The organism is Streptomyces sp. ISL-87, from assembly GCF_018614095.1.
Lineage (GTDB): Bacteria > Actinomycetota > Actinomycetes > Streptomycetales > Streptomycetaceae > Streptomyces.
Genome location: NZ_JAGGOY010000008.1, coordinates 172995 through 194947 on the forward strand (window position 1 = coordinate 172995; position 21953 = coordinate 194947).

General features: G+C 68.5%; 18 protein-coding genes and 2 tRNA genes. 13 read left to right on the plus strand and 7 right to left on the minus strand.

Translation table 11 applies throughout. From position 1 onward, the window contains the following. Position 1: 1 nt before the first annotated feature. The 4 genes from yidC to rpmH are packed head-to-tail and all read right to left on the minus strand — an operon-like array spanning position 2 to position 1923. Positions 2 to 1108: a membrane protein insertase YidC gene (gene yidC / locus J7I97_RS03075; RefSeq protein WP_214930794.1), complete on the minus strand. Its 1107-nt coding sequence runs from the start codon at positions 1106 to 1108 to the stop codon at positions 2 to 4. 3 nt (positions 1109 to 1111) lie between these two features. Continuing rightward, a complete protein-coding gene (yidD, locus tag J7I97_RS03080; protein ID WP_075970728.1) occupies positions 1112 to 1393 on the minus strand; it encodes a membrane protein insertion efficiency factor YidD in 282 nt (93 codons plus the stop codon). Next, entirely contained in the window at positions 1390 to 1764 is a 375-nt protein-coding gene (gene rnpA, locus J7I97_RS03085; RefSeq protein WP_214930795.1) for a ribonuclease P protein component, read from the minus strand. The genes yidD and rnpA overlap by 4 nt, the downstream gene beginning before the upstream one ends. A gap of 21 nt (positions 1765 to 1785) precedes the next feature. Next, the gene (gene rpmH / locus J7I97_RS03090) at positions 1786 to 1923 is read right to left on the minus strand and encodes a 50S ribosomal protein L34 (protein WP_008741645.1); all 138 of its coding nucleotides are present in this window, start codon (positions 1921 to 1923) and stop codon (positions 1786 to 1788) included. A 359-nt stretch (positions 1924 to 2282) separates the two neighbouring features. Between rpmH and dnaA the strand changes: the two genes are divergently transcribed. From dnaA to J7I97_RS03145, 11 genes are all read left to right on the plus strand, one after another. Next, the gene (dnaA, locus tag J7I97_RS03095) at positions 2283 to 4064 is read left to right on the plus strand and encodes a chromosomal replication initiator protein DnaA (RefSeq protein ID WP_214930796.1); all 1782 of its coding nucleotides are present in this window, start codon (positions 2283 to 2285) and stop codon (positions 4062 to 4064) included. An 851-nt stretch (positions 4065 to 4915) separates the two neighbouring features. After that, a complete protein-coding gene (dnaN, locus tag J7I97_RS03100; RefSeq protein WP_214930797.1) occupies positions 4916 to 6046 on the plus strand; it encodes a DNA polymerase III subunit beta in 1131 nt (376 codons plus the stop codon). Positions 6047 to 6264: 218 nt separating this feature from the next. Beyond that, on the plus strand, positions 6265 to 7140 hold the full coding sequence (gnd, locus tag J7I97_RS03105) for a phosphogluconate dehydrogenase (NAD(+)-dependent, decarboxylating) (RefSeq protein ID WP_214930798.1): 876 nt from the start codon (positions 6265 to 6267) through the stop codon (positions 7138 to 7140). 119 nt (positions 7141 to 7259) lie between these two features. After that, entirely contained in the window at positions 7260 to 8396 is a 1137-nt protein-coding gene (gene recF / locus J7I97_RS03110) for a DNA replication/repair protein RecF (RefSeq protein ID WP_214930799.1), read from the plus strand. After that, positions 8393 to 8929, plus strand: coding sequence for a DUF721 domain-containing protein (locus J7I97_RS03115; protein WP_214930800.1), 537 nt, complete (start codon positions 8393 to 8395; stop codon positions 8927 to 8929). The genes recF and J7I97_RS03115 overlap by 4 nt, the downstream gene beginning before the upstream one ends. A 429-nt stretch (positions 8930 to 9358) precedes the next feature. Continuing rightward, positions 9359 to 11416: a DNA topoisomerase (ATP-hydrolyzing) subunit B gene (gene gyrB / locus J7I97_RS03120; protein WP_308363508.1), complete on the plus strand. Its 2058-nt coding sequence runs from the start codon at positions 9359 to 9361 to the stop codon at positions 11414 to 11416. A gap of 41 nt (positions 11417 to 11457) precedes the next feature. Next, positions 11458 to 14067, plus strand: coding sequence for a DNA gyrase subunit A (gene gyrA / locus J7I97_RS03125; protein ID WP_251049507.1), 2610 nt, complete (start codon positions 11458 to 11460; stop codon positions 14065 to 14067). 3 nt (positions 14068 to 14070) lie between these two features. Continuing rightward, entirely contained in the window at positions 14071 to 14721 is a 651-nt protein-coding gene (locus J7I97_RS03130; RefSeq protein ID WP_214930802.1) for a DUF3566 domain-containing protein, read from the plus strand. A gap of 83 nt (positions 14722 to 14804) precedes the next feature. Continuing rightward, positions 14805 to 14878, plus strand: a tRNA-Ile gene (locus tag J7I97_RS03135). 156 nt (positions 14879 to 15034) lie between these two features. Next, a complete protein-coding gene (locus J7I97_RS03140) occupies positions 15035 to 15169 on the plus strand; it encodes a DLW-39 family protein (protein WP_208809277.1) in 135 nt (44 codons plus the stop codon). A gap of 123 nt (positions 15170 to 15292) precedes the next feature. Further along, the gene (locus J7I97_RS03145; protein ID WP_251058430.1) at positions 15293 to 16594 is read left to right on the plus strand and encodes a hypothetical protein; all 1302 of its coding nucleotides are present in this window, start codon (positions 15293 to 15295) and stop codon (positions 16592 to 16594) included. On the opposite strand, the gene J7I97_RS03150 is transcribed toward J7I97_RS03145, so the two are convergent. Together J7I97_RS03150 and J7I97_RS03155 are read right to left on the minus strand one after the other, a co-directional pair. After that, a complete protein-coding gene (locus tag J7I97_RS03150; protein WP_214930804.1) occupies positions 16591 to 17943 on the minus strand; it encodes a serine/threonine-protein kinase in 1353 nt (450 codons plus the stop codon). The two genes, J7I97_RS03145 and J7I97_RS03150, sit on opposite strands and share 4 nt — an antisense overlap. A gap of 38 nt (positions 17944 to 17981) precedes the next feature. Beyond that, the gene (locus tag J7I97_RS03155; RefSeq protein WP_214930805.1) at positions 17982 to 18530 is read right to left on the minus strand and encodes a DNA-binding protein; all 549 of its coding nucleotides are present in this window, start codon (positions 18528 to 18530) and stop codon (positions 17982 to 17984) included. Between the two features lie 158 nt (positions 18531 to 18688). Between J7I97_RS03155 and J7I97_RS03160 the strand changes: the two genes are divergently transcribed. Continuing rightward, positions 18689 to 18761: transfer RNA gene (locus tag J7I97_RS03160), tRNA-Ala, on the plus strand. Positions 18762 to 18864: 103 nt separating this feature from the next. Then, complete coding sequence (locus tag J7I97_RS03165; RefSeq protein WP_251058417.1) at positions 18865 to 20664, plus strand: site-specific integrase; 1800 nt, start codon at positions 18865 to 18867, stop codon at positions 20662 to 20664. 742 nt (positions 20665 to 21406) lie between these two features. Here J7I97_RS03165 and J7I97_RS03170 read toward each other — a convergent pair. Further along, entirely contained in the window at positions 21407 to 21850 is a 444-nt protein-coding gene (locus J7I97_RS03170; protein WP_214930806.1) for a hypothetical protein, read from the minus strand. Positions 21851 to 21953 lie beyond the last annotated feature (103 nt).

A 21953-nucleotide genomic window follows, 5' to 3' on the forward strand; every position in this document is an offset into this window, starting at 1 on the left:
CTTACTTCTTGGAAGAGGGCTTGCTGGGGGGCGTCTGGCGCTGGGATTTCGACTGCCGCTTCGGCTGCTGCCGCTTCTGGACACCGCTGGTGGCCGCATCCGAGTCGGCCGTGGCCTCAGCACTCTTGATCACGGAACCATCCGCCTGCGCGGCCATGCCCCGCTTCGACAGCGCCGTGATGAACTTCCGCTCGTTGTCGTTGCGGTCCGGGCCCTTGGCCACGATCGCCGCGACGATCTTCTTCTTGCCCCGGCCCTTGAGCTCGCCGTGCGAGGTGACGTGCTTCAGGAGACGGGTCAGGTACTGGTCCTGCGCCTTGCTGCCCGGCGTCGGGTTCTGGTTGATCACGTACATCTGCTGGCCCATGGTCCACACGTTCGTGGTCAGCCAGTAGACGAGAACACCGACGGGGAAGTTGATGCCCATGAAGGCGAAGATCAGCGGGAAGATGTACATCAGCATCTTCTGCTGCTGCATGAACGGCGTCTTGACCGAGAGGTCGACGTTCTTCTGCATCAGCTGACGCTGGGTGTAGAACTGCGACAGCGACATCAGGACGATCATGATCGCGGTCACGATCCGCACGTCGGTCAGAGAGGCGCCGAGCGCGGCGACCTTCTCCTCGCTGTCCGTGAACTTCGCCGCCAGCGGGGCGCCGAAGATGTGCGCCTGGCGGGCGCTCTCCAGCAGCGGCTGGTTGATGACGCCGATGGTCTCGCCGCTGGCGATGCTCGACAGCACTCGGTACAGCGCGAAGAAGAACGGGGACTGCGCCAGGATGGGAAGGCACGAGGAGAGCGGGTTGGTACCCGTCTCCTTGTACAGCTTCATCATCTCTTCGGACTGGCGCTGCTTGTCGTTCTTGTAGCGCTCCTGGATCGCCTTCATCTTCGGCTGGAGCGCCTGCATGCCGCGCGTCGCCTTGATCTGCTTCACGAAGAGCGGGATCAGGCAGATGCGAATCAAGATCACCAGGGACACGATGGACAGGCCCCAGGCCAGCCCGCTGTCCGCGCCGAAGATCGCGCCGTACAGGCTGTGGAACTGGACGATGACCCACGAGACGGGCGTGGTGATAAAGCTGAACAGACTGGCAATCGTGTCCACTAATCAGGCTCCTTGAGCATTGCGAGATCTACGCAACGCACTGCGCAGCTGCTCATGCCAACGCGGGCGTTTACGAGGTGGGACATGGTCCACACCACCCGGAGACCACGGATTGCACCGCAGGATCCGCCAGGCGGTCAGAACCGTCCCCTTCACCGCACCATGCCGGTCGATGGCGGTGTACCCGTAGTGCGAGCACGACGGGTAGTAGCGGCACACCGGCCCGAGCAGCGGACTGATGGTCCACTGGTACAGCTTGATCAAAGCGAGCAGCGGGTACTTCATCGAGCCACGCCTCCCAGGAGCCGCGTCAAAGCGGCATCCAGGTCCCGGGCCAACTCGTCGAGGCCGGCATCACCCGCTCCGGGCAACGCCCGCACTACCACCAGGCTACCGGCGGGCAGCTGGAGCAGTCGCTCCCGGACAAGATGGCGCAGACGCCGCTTCACCCGGTTACGGACGACAGCCCCGCCGACAGCCTTGCTGACGACGAAACCCGCACGCGCCGAGGGATCAGTCTCCCCCGACTCGTGCGGGTCCGTTGCACCGCTTGTACGTAGGTGGACGACGAGGAGCGGACGACCTGCCCGCCTGCCTCGGCGTACCGCGCTCGCGAAGTCCTCGCGCCGCCTCAGCCGATTTTCGGGAGACAGCACGACGTCACGACCTGCGCGTTGTTACGCGGAAAGGGCGGCGCGGCCCTTGCCACGACGGTTCGCGAGGATCGCGCGACCGGCACGGGTACGCATCCGCAGGCGGAAGCCGTGGGTCTTGGCACGACGGCGGTTGTTCGGCTGGAAGGTGCGCTTGCTCACTCGGGGGCTCCAGAGAATGAATCGTTGTGGCGGGACATCGCCTGGCTGTCACCGTGCGCCCACGAGGAAACTCGCGTGTTCGCCCGAGTGGCACCGCTAAACGATCACTAATAGTGATCTTCGCCCATCGGTAGGCAGGCGGCAGCAGCCATCGACAACTCGACCTCGTTACGGTACGCGCGGCTACGCCATCCGGTCAAACCGAGCTCTCGTGGCCCCACACTGTGCACAGGCTGTGGACAACGACTTGAACCGTACCCACCAGCCTGACTACCGTTGACCGATCCCGGATTTTTTTATCCCGACCGTCCCAAAGAACCACACATTCGTGGGACGGGACCTGTGAGAGAGCGTGCTCTGTGGCTGACGTACCTGCCGATCTTGCCGCAGTGTGGCCACGGGTGCTCGAGAAGCTCCTCGGAGAGGGCCAGCAGGGGATCGAGTCCAAGGACAAGCAGTGGGTCGAACGCTGCCAGCCTCTGGCCCTCGTCGCCGACACCGCACTGCTGGCCGTGCCCAATGAATGGGGCAAGCGCGTCCTCGAAGGCCGCCTCGCCCCCCTCATCAGCGACGCCCTCAGCCGGGAATGCGGCCGCCCGATCCGGATCGCCATCACCGTGGACGACTCCGCCGGCGAACCCGCGCCCCCCGCCCCGCCCGCCTCCTCGCAGCGCGACTCCTACGAGCCGTACGGCGGCCAGCGCCCCGGCGGCCCGGGCGACGACCAGCTCCCCACCGCCCGGCCCGCCTACCCGGAGTACCAGCAGCAGCGCCCCGAGCCCGGCGCCTGGCCCCGCGGCGGCCAGCAGGACGACTACGGATGGCAGCAGCCCCGCCTCGGCGGCTTCCCCGAGCGCGACCCGTACGCCTCCCCGCAGCCGGGCTACCTCCAGCAGTCCGAGCCCTCGGGCTACGACCAGGGCTCCTCCTACGAGCAGCAGAAGTACGAGCAGCAGAAGTACGAGCAGTCCGGGTACGAGGGCCAGCAGCCCCACCAGCCCCGTCAGTACGAGCAGCAGCAGTACGAGCAGCCCGCCCCGCGTCCGGCCCCCAGCCGGCCCGCCCCCTCGGCCCCGTCCGGCGGCTCCACCTCGGGCCCGCTGGAGCCGACCGCCCGGCTGAATCCCAAGTACCTCTTCGACACGTTCGTCATCGGCGCCTCCAACCGCTTCGCGCACGCCGCCGCGGTGGCCGTCGCCGAGGCGCCCGCGAAGGCGTACAACCCCCTCTTCATCTATGGGGAGTCGGGCCTCGGCAAGACGCACCTGCTGCACGCCATCGGGCACTACGCGCGGAGCCTCTACCCCGGCACCCGGGTGCGCTACGTGAGCTCCGAGGAGTTCACCAACGAGTTCATCAACTCCATCCGCGACGGCAAGGGCGACGCGTTCCGCAAGCGCTACCGCGAGATGGACATCCTGCTCGTCGACGACATCCAGTTCCTCGCGAGCAAGGAGTCGACGCAGGAGGAGTTCTTCCACACCTTCAATACGCTCCACAACGCCAACAAGCAGATCGTGCTCTCCTCCGACCGGCCGCCCAAGCAGCTCGTCACCCTGGAGGACCGGCTCCGCAACCGCTTCGAGTGGGGCCTGATCACCGACGTCCAGCCGCCCGAGCTGGAGACCCGTATCGCGATCCTGCGCAAGAAGGCCGTCCAGGAGCACCTCAACGCCCCGCCGGAGGTACTGGAGTTCATCGCCTCCCGCATCTCGCGCAACATCCGCGAGCTGGAGGGGGCGCTGATCCGGGTCACGGCCTTCGCGAGCCTGAACCGGCAGCCGGTCGACCTGGGCCTCACCGAGGACGTCCTCAAGAACCTGATCCCGGGCGGCGAGGACAGCGCGCCCGAGATCACCGCCTCGGACATCATGGCGGCCACCGCCGACTACTTCGGGCTCACCGTGGACGACCTGTGCGGCTCCTCGCGCAGCCGGGTCCTGGTCACCGCCCGGCAGATCGCCATGTACCTGTGCCGGGAACTCACCGACCTCTCCCTGCCCAAGATCGGGGCGCAGTTCGGCGGCCGCGACCACACCACCGTCATGCACGCGGACCGCAAGATCCGCGCCCTGATGGCGGAACGCCGCTCCATCTACAACCAGGTCACGGAGCTCACCAACCGCATCAAGAACGCCTGAGTCAGACGCATCGCAGGGCGCTCCCGGACTGCTTCGGGGGCGCCCTTCTTCGTCCGCACGCCCCTGACCTGTTCGAATGCGCCCCCAAAGGAGCAACTCATCCACAGATTGGCGGACTTTCTTCCGTCCACAGCCTGGGGACGGGTTCCTTCACCCACAATCTGTCCACAGGGGTGCCGGGTGAGGCCCCATCAGTCCAGGTCAGCTGCCTGTGGAATTGTGCGCAAGGATTGTCCACAGCCTGTGGACAGAAAAATCATCCACAGGCTCATCCACCCCTCTGTCCACCGGCGACCCACAGGTTGCCGCATCCTGTGCACAGGATCTGATGAGTTACCCACACCGTTGTCCACTGTTCGGCAACAAGGGGCCCGCTCTCACCTTCCGGAGTGAAAGCGGTCACACGCAGGTCGACGTTTGGGCTGTGGAGTACTGGGGAAAAGCTGGGGACGCAGCTGTGGAGGAGTGGGGGTCTCCTGGGGACAGCCTGTGCAGAAGTTTTCGTTCTCCACAGCCACACCGTGTTGTCCACCGGTGTCACCCACAGGGTGTGGGGATAAAAAACGAGGGCTGACCTGGGAAAACGGGCTTATCCACCGTTTCCACAGGCCCTACTACTACCCCCATAGAGAGTTAGCCCGGTTTCGGTTTTCAAGCAGGTCCTGTGCACAACTCGGTGGGCGGCCGCCCCGACGCCTCGCTCCCGACTTGACCTCCGGCAGCGACGACTGTCGGCGCCGTACGTCAGACTGGTCCCCGGCATCGAGGCTCCGAGCCATCGAGGGCATCGAGGCATCGAGCCGACGACGAAGGCCGGCCAGACGAGCGAGCAACAGCAGGAGGCGGTTCCGGTGAAGATCCGGGTGGAGCGCGACGTACTCGCGGAGGCGGTGGCTTGGGCGGCCCGTAGCCTCCCGGCCCGGCCGCCGGTGCCCGTTCTCGCGGGCCTGCTGCTCAAGGCCGAGGACGGCACGCTGAGCCTGTCCGGCTTCGACTACGAGGTCTCGGCCCGCGTCTCCGTCGAGGCGGACGTCGAGGAGGACGGCACCGTCCTGGTTTCCGGCCGGCTGCTCGCCGACATCTGCCGCGCCCTCCCCAACCGCCCGGTGGAGATTTCCACAGACGGTGTACGGGCGGTCGTGGTCTGCGGCTCCTCGCGATTCACACTCCACACCCTGCCTGTGGAGGAATACCCGGCGCTGCCGCAGATGCCGACCGCGACCGGCACCGTGCCCGGTGAGGTCTTTGCCTCCGCCGCCGCCCAGGTCGCCATCGCCGCCGGCCGCGACGACACGCTGCCCGTGCTGACCGGTGTCCGCATCGAGATCGAGGGCGACCGCGTCACCCTGGCCTCCACTGACCGCTACCGCTTCGCGGTCCGCGAGTTCCTGTGGAAGCCGGAGAACCCGGACGCCTCGGCCGTGGCCCTGGTGCCCGCCAAGACGCTGCTGGACACCGCCAAGTCCCTGACCAGCGGTGACACGGTCACCCTGGCGCTGTCGGGCTCCGGCGCCGGCGAGGGCCTCATCGGCTTCGAGGGCGCGGGCCGCCGTACCACCACCCGCCTGCTCGAAGGCGACCTGCCGAAGTACCGCACGCTCTTCCCGACGGAGTTCAACTCCATCGCCGTGATCGAGACCGCCCCGTTCGTCGAGGCCGTCAAGCGCGTGGCCCTGGTCGCCGAGCGCAACACGCCGGTGCGTCTGAGCTTCGAGCAGGGCGTGCTGATCCTGGAGGCCGGTTCCTCCGACGATGCACAGGCTGTGGAGCGCGTCGACGCCAAGCTGGAGGGCGACGACATCTCGATCGCCTTCAACCCGACCTTCCTGCTGGACGGCCTGAGCGCGATCGACTCGCCGGCCGCGCAGCTCAGCTTCACCACGTCCACCAAGCCGGCGCTGCTCAGCGGCCGCCCGGCGGTCGACGCGGAAGCCGACGAGGCCTACAAGTACCTGATCATGCCGGTGCGCCTCTCCGGCTGACAGCCGTATCCGTCGGGCCCGGTCTCGCAGGCTGCGGGGCCGGGCCCGACGGCGTTCGCCCCCTGCCCGCGGAGCCTCGCGGGAGCGCCCCTTCCGCGCACATAGAGCGCCCGTGGGGCCCGGCCGGGCGGCCGGGCGTAGGCTCGGGGCCCTGGGGTGTCCCCGGGTAGCAGGGGAACCCCGGCACAGACGGCCACAACGCTTAAGGAACCTCTCTGATGGAGCTTGGTCTCGTCGGTCTCGGCAAGATGGGCGGCAACATGCGCGAGCGCATCCGCCGCGCCGGCCACACCGTCATCGGATTCGACCGCAACCCGGACCTCGCCGATGTCCACAGCCTGTCGGAACTTGTGGACAGCCTCCAGGCCCCCCGCGTGGTGTGGGTGATGGTCCCGGCCGGTGCGGCGACGCAGTCCACCGTCGACGAGCTGGCGGAGCTGCTGTCTCCCGGCGACATCGTCGTGGACGGCGGCAACTCGCGCTGGACGGACGACGAGAAGCACGCCGCGGAGCTGGAGGCCAAGGGCATCGGCTTCGTCGACTGCGGAGTCTCCGGCGGCGTGTGGGGCCTGGAGAACGGCTACGCGCTGATGTACGGAGGCGAGAAGGAGCACGTCGCGGCCGTACAGCCGGTCTTCGACGCCCTCAAGCCCGAGGGCGAGTTCGGCGCCGTGCACGCCGGCAAGGTCGGCGCGGGCCACTTCGCGAAGATGGTCCACAACGGCATCGAGTACGCCATGATGCAGGCCTACGCCGAGGGCTGGGAGCTCCTGGAGAAGGTGGACTCGGTCACCGACGTCCGCGAGGTGTTCCGGTCCTGGCAGGAGGGCACGGTCATCCGTTCCTGGCTGCTGGACCTCGCGGTGAACGCGCTGGACGAGGACGAGCACCTGGAGCAGCTCCGGGGCTTCGCGCAGGACTCGGGCGAGGGCCGCTGGACGGTGGAGGCGGCGATCGACAACGCCGTGCCGCTGCCCGCGATCACCGCCTCGCTGTTCGCGCGGTTCGCGTCCCGTCAGGACGACTCCCCGCAGATGAAGATGATCGCCGCGCTGCGCAACCAGTTCGGCGGCCACGCGGTCGAGAAGAAGTAGCCGCTCACAGCGGCGGAGCAGTACAGCAGCACAGCGGTACAGCGGTACAGCGGTACAGCGGTACAGCGGTACAGCAGTAAGCAGAGCAGTAGCAGGAAGCCGGGGGAGGTCGGCGCCGTATGCATGTCTCGCATCTCTCATTGGCCGACTTCCGCTCGTACGCCCGGGCCGAGGTTCCCCTCGACCCGGGCGTCACGGCTTTCGTGGGTCCGAACGGCCAGGGGAAGACCAACCTGGTCGAGGCGATCGGCTATCTGGCGACGCTGGGCAGCCACCGGGTGTCCTCGGACGCCCCCCTGGTCCGGCTGGGCGCGGACCGGGCGATCATCCGGGCCGCCGTGACCCAGGGCGAGCGCCAGCAGCTGGTGGAGCTGGAGCTGAACCCGGGACGGGCGAACCGGGCCCGGATCAACCGGTCCTCGCAGGTCAGGCCGCGGGATGTGCTGGGGATCGTGCGGACGGTGCTGTTCGCGCCGGAGGACCTGGCCCTGGTGAAGGGGGATCCGGGCGAGCGGCGCCGGTTCCTGGACGAGCTCGTCACGGCGCGCTCGCCCCGGATGGCGGCGGTGCGCTCGGACTACGAGCGGGTGCTCAAGCAGCGCAACACGCTCCTCAAGTCGGCGGCGATGGCCCGCCGGCACGGCGGCCGCTCCATGGACCTGTCCACGCTCGACGTGTGGGACCAGCACCTCGCGCGCGCGGGCGCGGAACTGCTGGCGCAGCGGCTGGACCTGATCGGGACGCTGCTGCCGCTGGCGGACAAGGCGTACGAGCAGCTGGCGCCCGGCGGCGGGCCGCTGGGGCTGGCGTACAAGTCGTCGGCCGGCGAGCCGGTGGACAGCGGCGCGGCCCGCACCCGGGAGGCGCTGTACGAGGTGCTCCTGGCGGCGCTGGCCGACGTACGCAAGCAGGAGATAGAACGGGGCGTGACCTTGGTGGGTCCGCACCGGGACGATGTGGTGCTGCGGCTGGGCGAGCTGCCGGCGAAGGGCTACGCGAGCCATGGGGAGTCGTGGTCGTACGCGCTGTCCCTGCGGCTGGCCTCCTACGAGCTGCTGCGCTCCGAGGGCAACGAGCCGGTGCTGGTCCTGGACGACGTGTTCGCCGAGCTGGACGCCCGGCGGCGGGAGCGGCTGGCGGAGCTGGTGGCGCCGGGCGAGCAGGTGTTGGTGACGGCGGCTGTGGACGATGACGTTCCGGGTGTGTTGGCGGGGGCGCGGTTCGGGGTGTCCGGCGGTGAGGTGACCCGGCTGTGAGCGATCAGCAGAAGGATCCGGCCAAAGAGTCCCGGAAGGCGCCGGAGCCCTCCGGTGTGGATCTGGCGCGGCAGGCGCTGGCCGCCGCGCGGGAGCAGGCGCGGGCCCGGGGCAACGCGGCGAGCGGCAAGAAGCGGCATCAGCCGGGGCTTCGCTCGGGCGCGCGTGCGGACGGCCGGGACCCCATGCCGTTGATGGCGGCCCTGGACCGGCTCCGGACGGAGCGCGGCTGGGAGATGCCGATGGCGGTGGCGGGCGTGATGGAGCGCTGGCCGGAGATCGTCGGCCCGGAGATCGCCGCGCACTGTGAACCGGACCGGTACGAGGACCGTGAACTGGTCGTGCGGTGTGATTCCTCGGCGTGGGCGGCGCAGCTGAAGCTGCTGGCCCCGCAGCTGGTGGCGCGGCTGAACGCCGACCTGGGGCAGGGCACGGTGCGCCTGATCAAGGTGCAGGGCCCGGGCGGACGGCCGAAGCGGTACGGGCCGTGGCGGGCGCCGGGGAGCACGGGTCCGGGGGACACCTACGCGTAGGCGACGGGCCGGAGGCGGTCGGGTCGCGCGGCCTGCTCGCGCCCCCCGGTCGCTGCCCGGGCGTGGCCTCGTCGCGGCCCGGGTCGCGGTCCGGTCGTGGCCTCGGCGCGGCCCCGGTCGCAGCACGGTCGCGCCCCGCTCGCCACCCGCCGCCGGGTGGCGTCCCTCACCGTAGCGAGAGGTTGACAGCCCGAAGCGCTGAATGCCCGTGTGAGCCTCTTTGAGCCCCTTCCCGGATATGGGGAGTCGGAGAGTGCGGGTTCAGGGCGGCACATGCGGACTCAGGTACCGGCAAACCCCCACTCATGTCGGTGGTACCGGTAGACTGAAGCGGATCCCGCCCGCTTGCGGGATCTGCTGACAAACGCTGACAACGCAGATCGACGCAGCCGCTCCTGCTTGCATGCCTGCTGGCCCGGAGTACGGCCTGTGCTGTGCCAGAAAGGGCGCTTCGTGGCCGATTCCGGCAACCCCAACGACAACCAGTCCACAGCCGGCGAGAACGGCGAGGTCACCGCCTCGTACGACGGCAGTGCGATCCAGGTTCTGGAGGGCCTGGACGCGGTCCGCAAGCGGCCCGGCATGTACATCGGCTCGACCGGTGAGCGCGGTCTGCACCACTTGGTGCAGGAGGTCGTCGACAACTCGGTCGACGAGGCCATGGCCGGGCACGCGGACACCATCGACGTGACGATCCTCGCCGACGGCGGGGTGCGCGTGGTCGACAACGGCCGTGGCATTCCGGTCGACATCGTGCCGTCCGAGGGCAAGCCGGCCGTCGAGGTCGTGCTGACGGTCCTGCACGCGGGCGGCAAGTTCGGCGGCGGCGGCTACGCCGTCTCCGGCGGTCTGCACGGTGTGGGTGTGTCCGTCGTGAACGCGCTGTCGACGAAGGTCGCGGTCGAGGTCCGGCGTGACGGCTACCGCTGGACGCAGGAGTACAAGCTCGGCGTCCCGACGGCCCCGCTCGCGAGGAACGAGGAGACGGACGAGTCCGGTACGACGGTCACCTTCTGGGCCGACGGCGACGTCTTCGAGACGACCGACTACTCCTTCGAGACGCTGTCGCGGCGCTTCCAGGAGATGGCCTTCCTGAACAAGGGCCTGACCCTGACGCTGACCGACGAGCGCGAGTCGGCGAAGGCGACGGTGGGCGCGGACTCGGCCGAGGAGGTCGACGAGCCCCAGGCGCGCACGGTGAAGTACTACTACGAGGGCGGCATCGTCGACTTCGTGAAGTACCTCAACTCGCGCAAGGGCGAGATGATCCACCCGACCGTCATCGACGTCGAGGCCGAGGACAAGGAGCGCATGCTCTCGGTCGAGATCGCGATGCAGTGGAACTCGCAGTACACGGAGGGTGTGTACTCCTTCGCGAACACGATCCACACGCATGAGGGCGGTACGCACGAGGAGGGCTTCCGTGCGGCGCTGACCGGTCTGGTGAACCGTTACGCGCGCGACAAGAAGCTGCTGCGCGAGAAGGACGACAACCTCGCGGGCGAGGACGTCCGCGAGGGTCTGACGGCGATCATCTCGGTGAAGCTGGGCGAGCCGCAGTTCGAGGGCCAGACGAAGACCAAGCTGGGCAACACGGAGGCGAAGACCTTCGTGCAGAAGGTCGTCCACGAGCACCTCAACGACTGGTTCGACCGGAACCCGGTCGAGGCCGCGGACATCATCCGCAAGTCGATCCAGGCGGCCACGGCGCGCGTCGCGGCCCGCAAGGCGCGTGACCTGACCCGTCGCAAGGGTCTGCTGGAGAGCGCCTCGCTGCCGGGCAAGCTGTCCGACTGCCAGTCGAACGACCCGACCAAGTGCGAGATCTTCATCGTCGAGGGCGACTCGGCCGGCGGCTCGGCCAAGTCCGGCCGCAACCCGATGTACCAGGCCATCCTGCCGATCCGCGGCAAGATCCTGAACGTCGAGAAGGCCCGCATCGACAAGATCCTCCAGAACACCGAGGTCCAGGCGCTGATCAGTGCCTTCGGTACCGGTGTGCACGAGGACTTCGACATCGAGAAGCTCCGCTATCACAAGATCATCCTGATGGCGGACGCCGACGTCGACGGCCAGCACATCAACACCCTGCTGCTGACCTTCCTCTTCCGCTTCATGCGTCCGCTGGTCGAGGCGGGTCACGTGTACCTGTCGCGCCCGCCGCTCTACAAGATCAAGTGGGGTCGCGACGACTTCGAGTACGCGTACTCGGACCGCGAGCGCGACGCCCTGGTCGAGCTCGGCAAGCAGAACGGCAAGCGGATCAAGGAAGACTCGATCCAGCGCTTCAAGGGTCTGGGCGAGATGAACGCCGAGGAGCTGCGCGTCACCACCATGGACGTGGACCACCGCGTGCTCGGCCAGGTCACCCTGGACGACGCGGCGCAGGCCGACGACCTGTTCTCGGTGCTGATGGGCGAGGACGTCGAGGCACGTCGTTCCTTCATCCAGCGCAACGCCAAGGACGTTCGGTTCCTCGACATCTGAGTCGGTCTCAGCTGACCGCCTGAAAGGACTTCTGACCAGCAATGGCCGACGAAACCACCCCCACCGCAGAGAACCCCGCGGAGGAGCAGCCCGTGATGCGGATCGAGCCCGTCGGGCTCGAGACGGAGATGCAGCGCTCCTACCTCGACTACGCGATGTCCGTCATCGTCTCGCGCGCGCTGCCCGACGTACGGGACGGCCTCAAGCCGGTCCACCGTCGTGTGCTGTACGCGATGTACGACGGCGGCTACCGGCCCGAGAAGGGCTTCTACAAGTGCGCCCGCGTCGTCGGTGACGTCATGGGTACCTACCACCCGCACGGTGACAGCTCGATCTACGACGCCCTGGTCCGCCTGGCCCAGCCGTGGTCGATGCGGATGCCGCTGGTGGACTCGAACGGCAACTTCGGCTCTCCGGGCAACGACCCGGCGGCCGCGATGCGCTACACCGAGTGCAAGCTGATGCCGCTGGCCATGGAGATGCTCCGGGACATCGACGAGGAGACCGTCGACTTCCAGGACAACTACGACGGCCGCAACCAGGAGCCGACGGTTCTGCCGGCGCGGTTCCCGAACCTGCTGGTGAACGGCTCGGCCGGTATCGCGGTCGGTATGGCCACCAACATCCCGCCGCACAACCTGCGCGAGGTCGCGGCCGGCGCGCAGTGGGCGCTGGAGCACCCGGAGGCCTCGCACGAGGAGCTCCTGGACGCGCTCATCGAGCGGATCAAGGGCCCGGACTTCCCGAGCGGTGCGCTGGTCGTGGGCCGCAAGGGCATCGAGGAGGCGTACCGGACCGGGCGCGGCTCGATCACGATGCGCGCGGTGGTGGAGGTCGAGGAGATCCAGAACCGCCAGTGCCTGGTGGTCACGGAGCTGCCGTACCAGACTAACCCGGACAACCTGGCGCAGAAGATCGCCGACCTGGTGAAGGACGGCAAGGTCGGCGGCATCGCCGACGTCCGTGACGAGACCTCGTCGCGCACGGGCCAGCGCCTGGTGATCGTGCTCAAGCGCGACGCGGTCGCGAAGGTCGTGCTGAACAACCTGTACAAGCACACCGACCTGCAGACGAACTTCGGCGCGAACATGCTGGCGCTGGTGGACGGTGTGCCGCGCACGCTGTCGATCGACGCGTTCATCCGGCACTGGGTGCAGCACCAGATCGAGGTCATCGTCCGGCGTACGAAGTTCCGCCTGCGCAAGGCGGAGGAGCGGGCGCACATCCTGCGCGGCCTGCTCAAGGCGCTGGACGCGATCGACGAGGTCATCGCGCTGATCCGGCGCAGCAACACGGTCGAGATCGCGCGTGAGGGCCTGATGGGCCTGCTGTCGATCGACGAGATCCAGGCGAACGCGATCCTGGAGATGCAGCTCCGCCGCCTCGCGGCCCTGGAGCGGCAGAAGATCGTCGCCGAGCACGACGAGCTCCAGGCCAAGATCAACGAGTACAACGCGATCCTGGCCTCGGAGGAGCGCCAGCGCTCCATCGTCAGCGAGGAGCTGGCGGCGATCGTCGAGAAGTTCGGCGACGACCGGCGCTCCAAGCTGGTGCCCTTCGACGGGGACATGTCCATCGAGGACCTGATCGCCGAAGAGGACATCGTCGTCACGATCACGCACGGCGGCTACGTCAAGCGGACCAAGACCGAGGACTACCGCTCGCAGAAGCGCGGCGGCAAGGGCGTGCGCGGCACGAAGCTGAAGCAGGACGACCTGGTCGACCACTTCTTCGTCTCGACCACGCACCACTGGCTGCTGTTCTTCACGAACAAGGGCCGGGTCTACCGCTCCAAGGCGTACGAGCTCCCGGACGCCGGGCGCGACGCCCGCGGCCAGCACGTCGCGAACCTGCTGGCCTTCCAGCCGGACGAGAAGATCGCGCAGATCCTGGCGATCCGCGACTACGAGGCCGCGCCCTACCTGATCCTGGCCACCAAGGGCGGCCTGGTGAAGAAGACGGCGCTCAAGGACTACGATTCGCCCCGTTCGGGTGGCGTCATCGCGATCAACCTCCGCGAGACGGAGGATGGCAGCGATGACGAGCTGATCGGCGCGGAGCTGGTGTCCGCCGAGGACGACCTGCTGCTGATCAGCAAGAAGGCGCAGTCGATCCGCTTCACGGCGACCGATGACGCGCTGCGCCCGATGGGCCGTGCGACCTCGGGCGTGAAGGGTATGAGTTTCCGCGAGGGTGACGAACTGCTCTCCATGAGCGTGGTCCGGCCCGGTACGTTCGTCTTCACCGCGACCAACGGCGGTTACGCCAAGCGGACGCCGGTGAACGAGTACCGCGTCCAGGGTCGTGGTGGTCTGGGTATCAAGGCCGCGAAGATCGTGGAGGACCGCGGGTCGCTCGTCGGGGCGCTTGTGGTGGACGAAACGGACGAGATTCTCGCCATCACGCTCGGCGGTGGTGTGATTCGTACGCGCGTCAACGAAGTCAGGGAGACCGGCCGTGACACCATGGGCGTCCAGCTGATCAACCTGGGCAAGCGCGATGCCGTGGTGGGCATCGCTCGTAACGCGGAGGCGGGTCCGGAAGCTGACGAGGTCGACGACGAGAATCAGTCTGAGACCGAGGCAGTCGAGGGACAGGCCGCCGAGGCCGCCGAGGGCATGCAGCCTTCGGCTGGGGAGCACGAGGAGTAAGTCGTGAGTGGAGCCACGGGCGCCGGACCGTCCAAGACTGGAGCCAACGGTGCCCGTGGCCCCGCCGCGGACTCCCAAGGTGGGGACACCACCGCCGAAGGCAGGGGGACAACCGTGACTGATGGCCGAGGACCGCAGCCGACGGCCGGCCCGGGCGCGGGCGCGGGCGCCCCTGCCGGGCAGGGCCGGCCGGCCCAGCCGTACCAGCCGCCGCAGGCCTACGCGGCGCCTCCGGGCCCGGGTGCGCAGCGCAAGGCGCGTCCGGGGGTGCGTACGGCGCCCAGGACGCGCAAGGCGCGGCTGCGGGTGGCGAAGGCCGACCCTTGGTCGGTGATGAAGGTCAGCTTCCTGCTGTCGATCGCGCTGGGCGTCTGCACGGTCGTGGCGTCGGTGGTGCTGTGGATGGTCATGGACGCGATGGGCGTCTTCTCGACCGTCGGCGGCACCATCAGCGAGGCGACCGGGTCGAACGAGAGCAACGGCTTCGACCTCCAGTCGTTCCTGTCGCTGCCGCGCGTGCTGATCTTCACGTCGGTCATCGCGGTCATCGACGTGGTGCTGATGACGGCGCTGGCGACGCTCGGCTCGTTCATCTACAACCTGTCGGCGGGCTTCGTCGGCGGTGTGGAGCTGACCCTCGCCGAGGACGAATGACCTGCGCAGACGCTCGGCGGGAACCGATTTTGGCGTGACCGTGTCTGTGCGCTAATCTTCAGGAGTCAGCGCGCAGCGCGGATGGGGCTATAGCTCAGTTGGTTAGAGCGCATCCCTGATAAGGATGAGGCCACAGGTTCAAATCCTGTTAGCCCCACAGTGTCGAAGACCCCCAGGCCCAACGGCCTGGGGGTCTTTGTCGTTGGGCCAGTTGGGGCTTCAGCGCCGGTCGAAAGGCGCCGATCGGATATCGGTCGGTGTGTATTGTTGGCCGCCAGAAGTCCCCAACGTCAACGAAAGACGAGGTCGCGCGGTGAAGAAGCTGCTCCTGGTCGCACTGGCCGCCATCGGCGGGCTCCTCGTGTACCGCCAGATCCAGGCGGACCGCGCCGAGCAGGACCTGTGGACGGAGGCAACTGACTCCGTGCCTTCCGGTTCCGGTGTGTGAGACCGAAAAGCTGATCTCATGGAGCCCCGGCTGCCGCTGCGGTCGGGGCTTTGTGCTGTTCTGTGACGAAAACTTGCGGTATGCAAAGATTTGGCTTGCGCTAGCAAATATGGGGTGGGCGTGATGGGTCGGGTACGGAGAACAGCGCTGGCGGGGGCGGTGGCCCTGGGACTGGCCGTCGGACTGCCGGGAGCCGTGCACGCTGCGGGCCCGTCCTCGGAGCCGGTGCCGCAGTACCGCCCGGCCGACGGCGCGCAGAACGTGGCGGGCAAGCCCACCAGCGCGGACGCCCCGCTGCTGAGTCCGGGGAAGGTCTACGAGGATGTCATCTCCCCGGAGGACCGCTTCTACCAGCTCAACCTCGACGACAAGTCCAGCGTGTACGTCTCCGCGGTCGTCCGGCCCCCCGCGGGCGCCAAGGTCGGCTACAGCGACGACGTCGAGGTCACGATCATGACCACTGGCGGCAAGGCCTGCCCCGGCAACCCGGGCAGGGCGAGCTTCGGCAGTGAGGCGGGCACGATCAGCGCGGTCGGCGTACGCAGGCTGGAGGAGGACGCCGACTGCACGGCGGGCGGCACGTACTTCGTGAAGGTCACGCGCACCGCCGCCAAGGACTCCGACCAGCGCTCCTGGCCGGTCGAACTCCTCGTCAAGCGCGAGCCGGTGCTCGGCGGGGGCAACGCACCCACCACCGCGCCCAGCGTCTGGCCCTCGGCCTCCCCGACCCTGCCCGGCACCGCGCCGGTGGGCCGGGCCGGCGGCACCGGCTTCAACGACGCCCGGGCGGTGGGCACCGGGGTCTGGCGTGACGACCTGCGGCCCGGCCAGACCCGCTTCTACCGGGTGCCGCTCGACTGGGGACAGCAGCTGGGGCTGAGCGCCGAGCTCGCCAACGCCTCGATGACCAAGGACTACGGATTCGCCGCCGCCGGCCTCAAGGTGTCGCTCTACACCCCCTACCGCGGCCTGGCCGACTCCAAGGACACCACCTACGACGGGAAGCAGGCGGCGGTCGCGCTGCCGAAGACGGCGCCGGTGGCGTACGTGAACCGCTTCGCGGACGACGCCGAGATGCGCGCGATGCGCGTGGCCGGCTGGTACTACATCGCGGTGACCATGGGCGCGAACGTCGGGGAGTTCATCGAGGACGCCCAGCCCGTGCCGCTGACCCTGCGCATGGAGGTCATCGGCAGCCCGGCCAAGGCCCCCGCCTACAAGGAGAGCCTGAGCGCGGCCGGGTTCGGGGTGGGCGACGACGACCGGGCCGCCGCGAAGGACGGGCTCACCGCGCCCGAGGCCGCCGACGCGGCCGGGACCCGCTCCGTGATGCGGGTCGTGGCCGGCGCGGGCTTCGGCACCGGGACGCTGCTGCTGCTCGGCCTCGGCGGGTGGATCGTGCTGGCCCGGCGGCCACGGCACTAGATCCGGGTCAGCGCCCAGACGCCCACCGCGAAGGACAGCAGCGCCGCGGCGAGGATCCCGGCGGTGACGATCGCCGACGGCGGGGCGATCCCGCCGGTGCGGGCGGGCGCCGTGGGCCGGGACACGGGGTACGGGGTGGTGGCCGGCTCGGGAGCGGTGTCGGGCCGGGCCGGAGCCGGGAGGTGGAAACTGCCCGTCTCCGAGGGCACGAACGCCCCGGCCGGCGGCCCGAACCCGGCGGGGGCGGCGGGGGCGGCGGGTGTCGTGGCCGCCGTGGGTGTCATGGGTTTCGTGGGCGCCGTGGGGTAGGCCGCCGGGGTCGTCGAGGCCGTGCCGCGCGGATCGGTACGGGTCGGCTCGGCAGCCGCCCACGCCGCCGCCGACGGGGTGTGGGCGCCCTGGGAGACCGGTGTCGCCGCGCCCTGCGGGGGCACCCCCGCCGTGCTCTGCGGGGTGCTGTGCGGGGTGCTGTGCGGCCCCTCGGGGCCGAACCCGGCCGGGAGCGGGCCGAGTTGGTCGAACACCTCCACCGGGTCCTCGTCCGACGCGGGCGGGGGCAGCAGTTCGAGCGCCTCGGCAAAGGCCTTGCGGGCCCCTGTGGCGGTCTTGAAGCGGATCTGGGGATCTGGATTCAAGAGGTTCGCGATGACGTCCCACAGGGGCGCGGGAATGCCTTCGGGGGCGGCCGGAGTGCCGTGGGCGAGGAAGTGCTCCACCAGGGCCTGGGAATCGGGCTTGCGGCCCTGGAGGAGGTAGAGGGCGACCAGACCGACGGCGAAGAGGTCGGCGGGGAAGTCGGGTTCGGCGCCCAGCATTTGCTCCGGGGCGAAGTAGCCGGGGGTGCCCACCACGTAGTTGGTCTCGGTGAGCCGGGGCTCACCCTTGCGCATCGAGATCCCGAAGTCGGACAGCCGCAGGTGCGGCCGCCCGGTTCCGGTGGCCTCCATCAGGATGTTGGCCGGTTTGATGTCGCGGTGGACGACACCTTCCGAGTGCACCGCCGCCAGCCCCGACAGGAGCTGGTCGAGCAGCGTGCAGACGAAACGGGGAGGCAGCGCGCCGTAGTCCCCGATCACATGGGCGAGGGAGCCGCCGGCGACCAGGTCCATGGTGAACAGGACCTTGTCGTCGTCCGCCGCCCAGCTGGCCGGGGCCAGCACGTGGGGGTGGTCGATCCGCAGGGCCTGCTCGCGGACGAAGCGGAGCAGGGTGTGGGCGTCGCTCTGCAGCAGGACCTTCGCGGCGACGTACCTGCGGCGCCGGTGGTCCCAGGACCGCCAGACGGCACCCGCGCCGCCGCGCCCGATCGGATCCACCAACTCGTACCGACCGGCGAACACCTCACCCATCGCTTCGCCCGTCCCCCGTCATGTCGTCGTCGTCCGCGTCAGTTCTGATGTGCTTCGTAGTGGGCCACCGCGTCCGCGGTGCGGCCCGCCCCGTACACCCGGAGGAACTCTGCCAGTTCCGGATGGCTGGGAGCGAGGGTGTCCGCCGCGTCGATGATGTCCCCGGCCGCCGAGACCGAACGCAGCAGGGACTGGATCTCCCGGACGACCCGCTTGACGGTGGGTGCGCCGGAGCCGGTGGCGGTCTGGCCGCTGTTGCTGAGGACCGAGCCTCCCTGGGTCTTCTTGATCTGGTCCATCCGGTCGGCGGCCTCCGCCGCGCTGACGCTTCCGTCCGCCACCTGGCCGGCGAGATCCTGGAGGGCCTGGACGCGCTGGACGACGGCCGGGTTCCCGATCTTGGCACGCTGGCCGCTCATCAGCTGGGACAGCATCGGCGCCGACAGTCCAAGGACGGCAGCGAGGCGGGCCTGGTTCAAGCCGAGGTCATCTATGAGCCGGCGGAAGAGCGCGCCCAGCGGCTCCCCGTACCAGCTGCGCTGAAGTTCTCTGGCTCTGGCCGTGGCCTCTTGCTGTACAGCGTCCACTTACTACTCCCCTTCGCTGGTGCGAACCTCGCGAGCATCTTACGGAGAGTGGTCGTATGACGGGAGTCCCTATCATTTTGCGAGATGAGGGGGTACACCCGGTACTCTGTTCTGCGGAACGGTCAGTCCCTCCCGTGGGAGAGGCGCGTCCGGTTTCCGGGGCTTTAGCTCAGTTGGTAGAGCGCTGCCTTTGCAAGGCAGATGTCAGGAGTTCGAATCTCCTAGGCTCCACATGATCAGAGGGTCCCTGACCTGCGGAAACGCGGGTTAGGGACCCTCTCCGTGTTTATAACGTCAACACCGTGTCAACACCGCCCTGTCGTACGGTCCCCCCATGGCATCAATCAAGACCCGTCCTAAAAGGGACGGAACGGCGAGCTTCACCGTGCTGTGGAGGGCTGGCGGCGCGCGGAGCGCCAAGCAGGAATCGGAGGTCTTCAGTGATGAGAAGGCCGCCGAGCGATTCAGGGATCTGGTGAACGGGCACGGTCAGCAGTGGCCGCCCGGCTGGGTGCGAGGGCAGGGGTTCATCGCTGACCAGCGCCGGCCGGACACGATGTTCGAGGCATTCGCGCTCGCCTACGTCGACCGCCTGACCGGCATCCAGGGCGACACGCGCAGCAAGTACAAGACACGAATACGTGCCAACATGACGCCCTGGTTCGGCCCCTACTCCGTAGAGGACGGTGAGGGCACCATCCTCCGAGAGATGGTGCAGGACTGGGTCAACGACCTGGAGGCCGGACGGCCCGCCCCGCTCGATCCCTCAGACCGGAAGCCTCGAACGAAGTACCGGCCGAAGACCATCCAGAACGAGCACGGCTTGCTCTACTCGATCCTCCAGGCAGCTGTGGACGCCGAGCCGTCACTGCGAGCCTCGAATCCGTGCGCGAAGTCGCGTCTCCCCCGGCTCGACGGCGCCGAGGACGAAGAGGAGATGGTCTTCCTCGAACGTGAGGAATGGGCCTGGATCTACGAATGCCTCCGCGACGACGCCAAGGATCTTGGCGAGACGATCGCGGAGACCGGTTTCCGGTGGGGCGAGGCAACGGCACTCCAGCCCCGTGACCTCCGGCGGCGTAACGGCCGGCCCGCCATCCGCGTCCAGAGGGCCTGGAAGAAGGACGAGGACGGCAAGTCCATCCTCGGCCCCCCGAAGACCCGGAAGTCCCGCCGGACCATCGTCATCACCCACAAGCTGGATCGGATGCTGCGGCGTCGTGCCAAGGGCCTTGCTCCCGATGCCCTGATATTCACCGGCCCCGAAGGGCGCAAGTGGGACCCCGGAACCTTCCGACGCCTGCGCTGGGTGCCCGCGATCGAGATGGCCGCAGAGAAGTACGGCCTCATCAAGCGACCGCGTATCCATGACCTTCGCCACTCCCACGCGTCGTGGCTGATCGCCGCGAAGGTTCCCCTCCCGGCCATTCAGGGGCGGCTGGGACACGAGTCCATCACCACCACCGTGGACCGCTACGGTCACCTTCTGGACGCGCTGGACGACGAGGTCATGGCCGCGATCGAGTGGGCCATGGACCCGACGGCGCCCTTGCCTGGGTTCCTCCAGAACTCCGGTCTCGCAGGCATGGTGCTGCCTACCGTCCCCACTCAGCCTCAGGGTGGCGAATCAGCCGTGTACGGAGCCGATGGACAGGAGGAGGAATCCGCCTCTCTCTTCGTTGTCACATGCGGCGTGTACGGACTCGCCTTCCGGGAGCGCGAGCACGCTCGCGACGCAGCCGACCAGTGGAACGACGACCATCCTGATCAGGATGTGCCTGCGACGGTCGAGGAACGGGAACAGGAAGCAAGCGACGGCGTGATTTGGTCACGGATGCCGGACCGCCAGTACGTCTGGAACGTCAAGGCGTCGTACGGCCCGAACGGCACTCTGATGTACGAGCCAGAGACCGTGTCAGCGCGATGGATCTGGGAGTTCGAGTCCCGGGATTTCACTGCTCGTCGTGTGGTGACGCAGATCGAGCGCCGGACCCAGGCGGGTGGAGTCGTGGTGGTGCATGCCCGCGGAATCAACAAGACCGCTGTCAACTCGGCATTCGAGGAAGCGCGTGGTGAGCTGACGAAAGAAATCCTGCTGAGCCCCAGCGCCCGAGGAGTCGGCGTCACGACATAGCTGCCGCTCAGCCAGGGTTCGCTTGCTCGTCGCATCCGGCGTGGTCTTCCTCCTTGATCGGGAGGAAGACCACGCTTCGGATTTCGTCATCTCCGCCCCGCGCCGCCACCGAGGTCGTCACCAGAGGCTGAGGGGGCGGCCTGCTGCAATCGCTGCCCGAATGCGCGCCGCGATCTCCGTTTCGGACTCCCCGCCTTCCTGGCCGGCGCGGATAGCGGCGCCGATCGCGCGGGAGCGTCCGGCCGGTCCGCGGAGGTCGGCCAGAGGACTCCCGGGATCTCGGCGGCGGGCCAGCCATTCGGCCCGGTTCTCAGCCGCCGTGCCCAGCCGGAGGTGCGTCGGCTGCTGGCATGAGTGGTTATCGCATGTGTGGCAGACGGTCGGACTGTCGGTTCCCCAACCGAGGCGAGGGATCACGCCGTGCGCGAGCTGGTACCCGTACAGGTGGCCCGGCACGGTGCCGCGTCGTGTTCTGCCAGGCCGTGAGGCTGCCCTGAAGCTGGCGTGGCCGGTACTGGAGATGCCGCCGAGGAAGAACCAGCAGTCCTCGGTTGATGAGGTGCGGTGGACCTTGGCCCGGTAGCGGGCTCGAACGGCTTCGTTGGCCAGCCACGCAGCCCACTCAACAGCCGGAACACGTACAGGCGTTGGTTCGCCGATGAGGGCGAGCTGTTCGTCAACGGGAACGGGCCCGGACCCGTTCATCGCCGCGAGCGGGAAGAGTCCGGGCCCGGGGGCGTTCTCAGGCGCCATCAGCCCGGCCGTCGTCCGGCGTGGAGACCGGGGCCGGGGCGGCGGGGGCCGGAGGAGGCGGGGCCGACGTTTCTGCCCGAGGCGTACGGGCTCGGCGGGGGCGCTCGGCGCGGCCCCGCAGCGCTTCGATGACTTCCTTCGCGCGAGCGGCGGTAACAGGCTTCGCCTCGCGCTCCAGTTCCTCCGCCGACACGCCCAGCAACTCCGCGACCAACTCAGCGTCGTTGTCGAACAGCCGCAGGACAGCCGCAGCGGCCTCACGCGCTGCGACATCGGCCTTCTCCTTCGCCCGTGCCGCCTTCACCGCAGTTTCACGCGTGGCCAAGACGTTCTCCGCGGCTATCTCCCTCGTCTTCGCCTGAAACGCCTCGACGGCGCGAACCCGCCGTCGCAGCTCCGCCGCGCTCACCGATGCTGCCGGAGTCGTGCTCACCCGTTCCCCCAGTCCTGTTCGAAATCACTGCTCATCGCGCGCACCGTAGGCACAGGTCAGCGGACATCTCGAACCTGACCGCGGGTGCTGGCGTTCGAGACTT

Coding starts and splice junctions, on each gene's coding strand:
- yidD (WP_075970728.1), bottom strand. CDS start 1,393: ATGAAGTACCCGCTGCTCGCTTTGATCAAGCTGTACCAGTGGACCATC.
- gnd (WP_214930798.1), top strand. CDS start 6,265: ATGGAGCTTGGTCTCGTCGGTCTCGGCAAGATGGGCGGCAACATGCGC.
- recF (WP_214930799.1), top strand. CDS start 7,260: ATGCATGTCTCGCATCTCTCATTGGCCGACTTCCGCTCGTACGCCCGG.
- gyrA (WP_251049507.1), top strand. CDS start 11,458: ATGGCCGACGAAACCACCCCCACCGCAGAGAACCCCGCGGAGGAGCAG.
- J7I97_RS03145 (WP_251058430.1), top strand. CDS start 15,293: ATGGGTCGGGTACGGAGAACAGCGCTGGCGGGGGCGGTGGCCCTGGGA.
- J7I97_RS03150 (WP_214930804.1), bottom strand. CDS start 17,943: ATGGGTGAGGTGTTCGCCGGTCGGTACGAGTTGGTGGATCCGATCGGG.
- J7I97_RS03165 (WP_251058417.1), top strand. CDS start 18,865: ATGGCATCAATCAAGACCCGTCCTAAAAGGGACGGAACGGCGAGCTTC.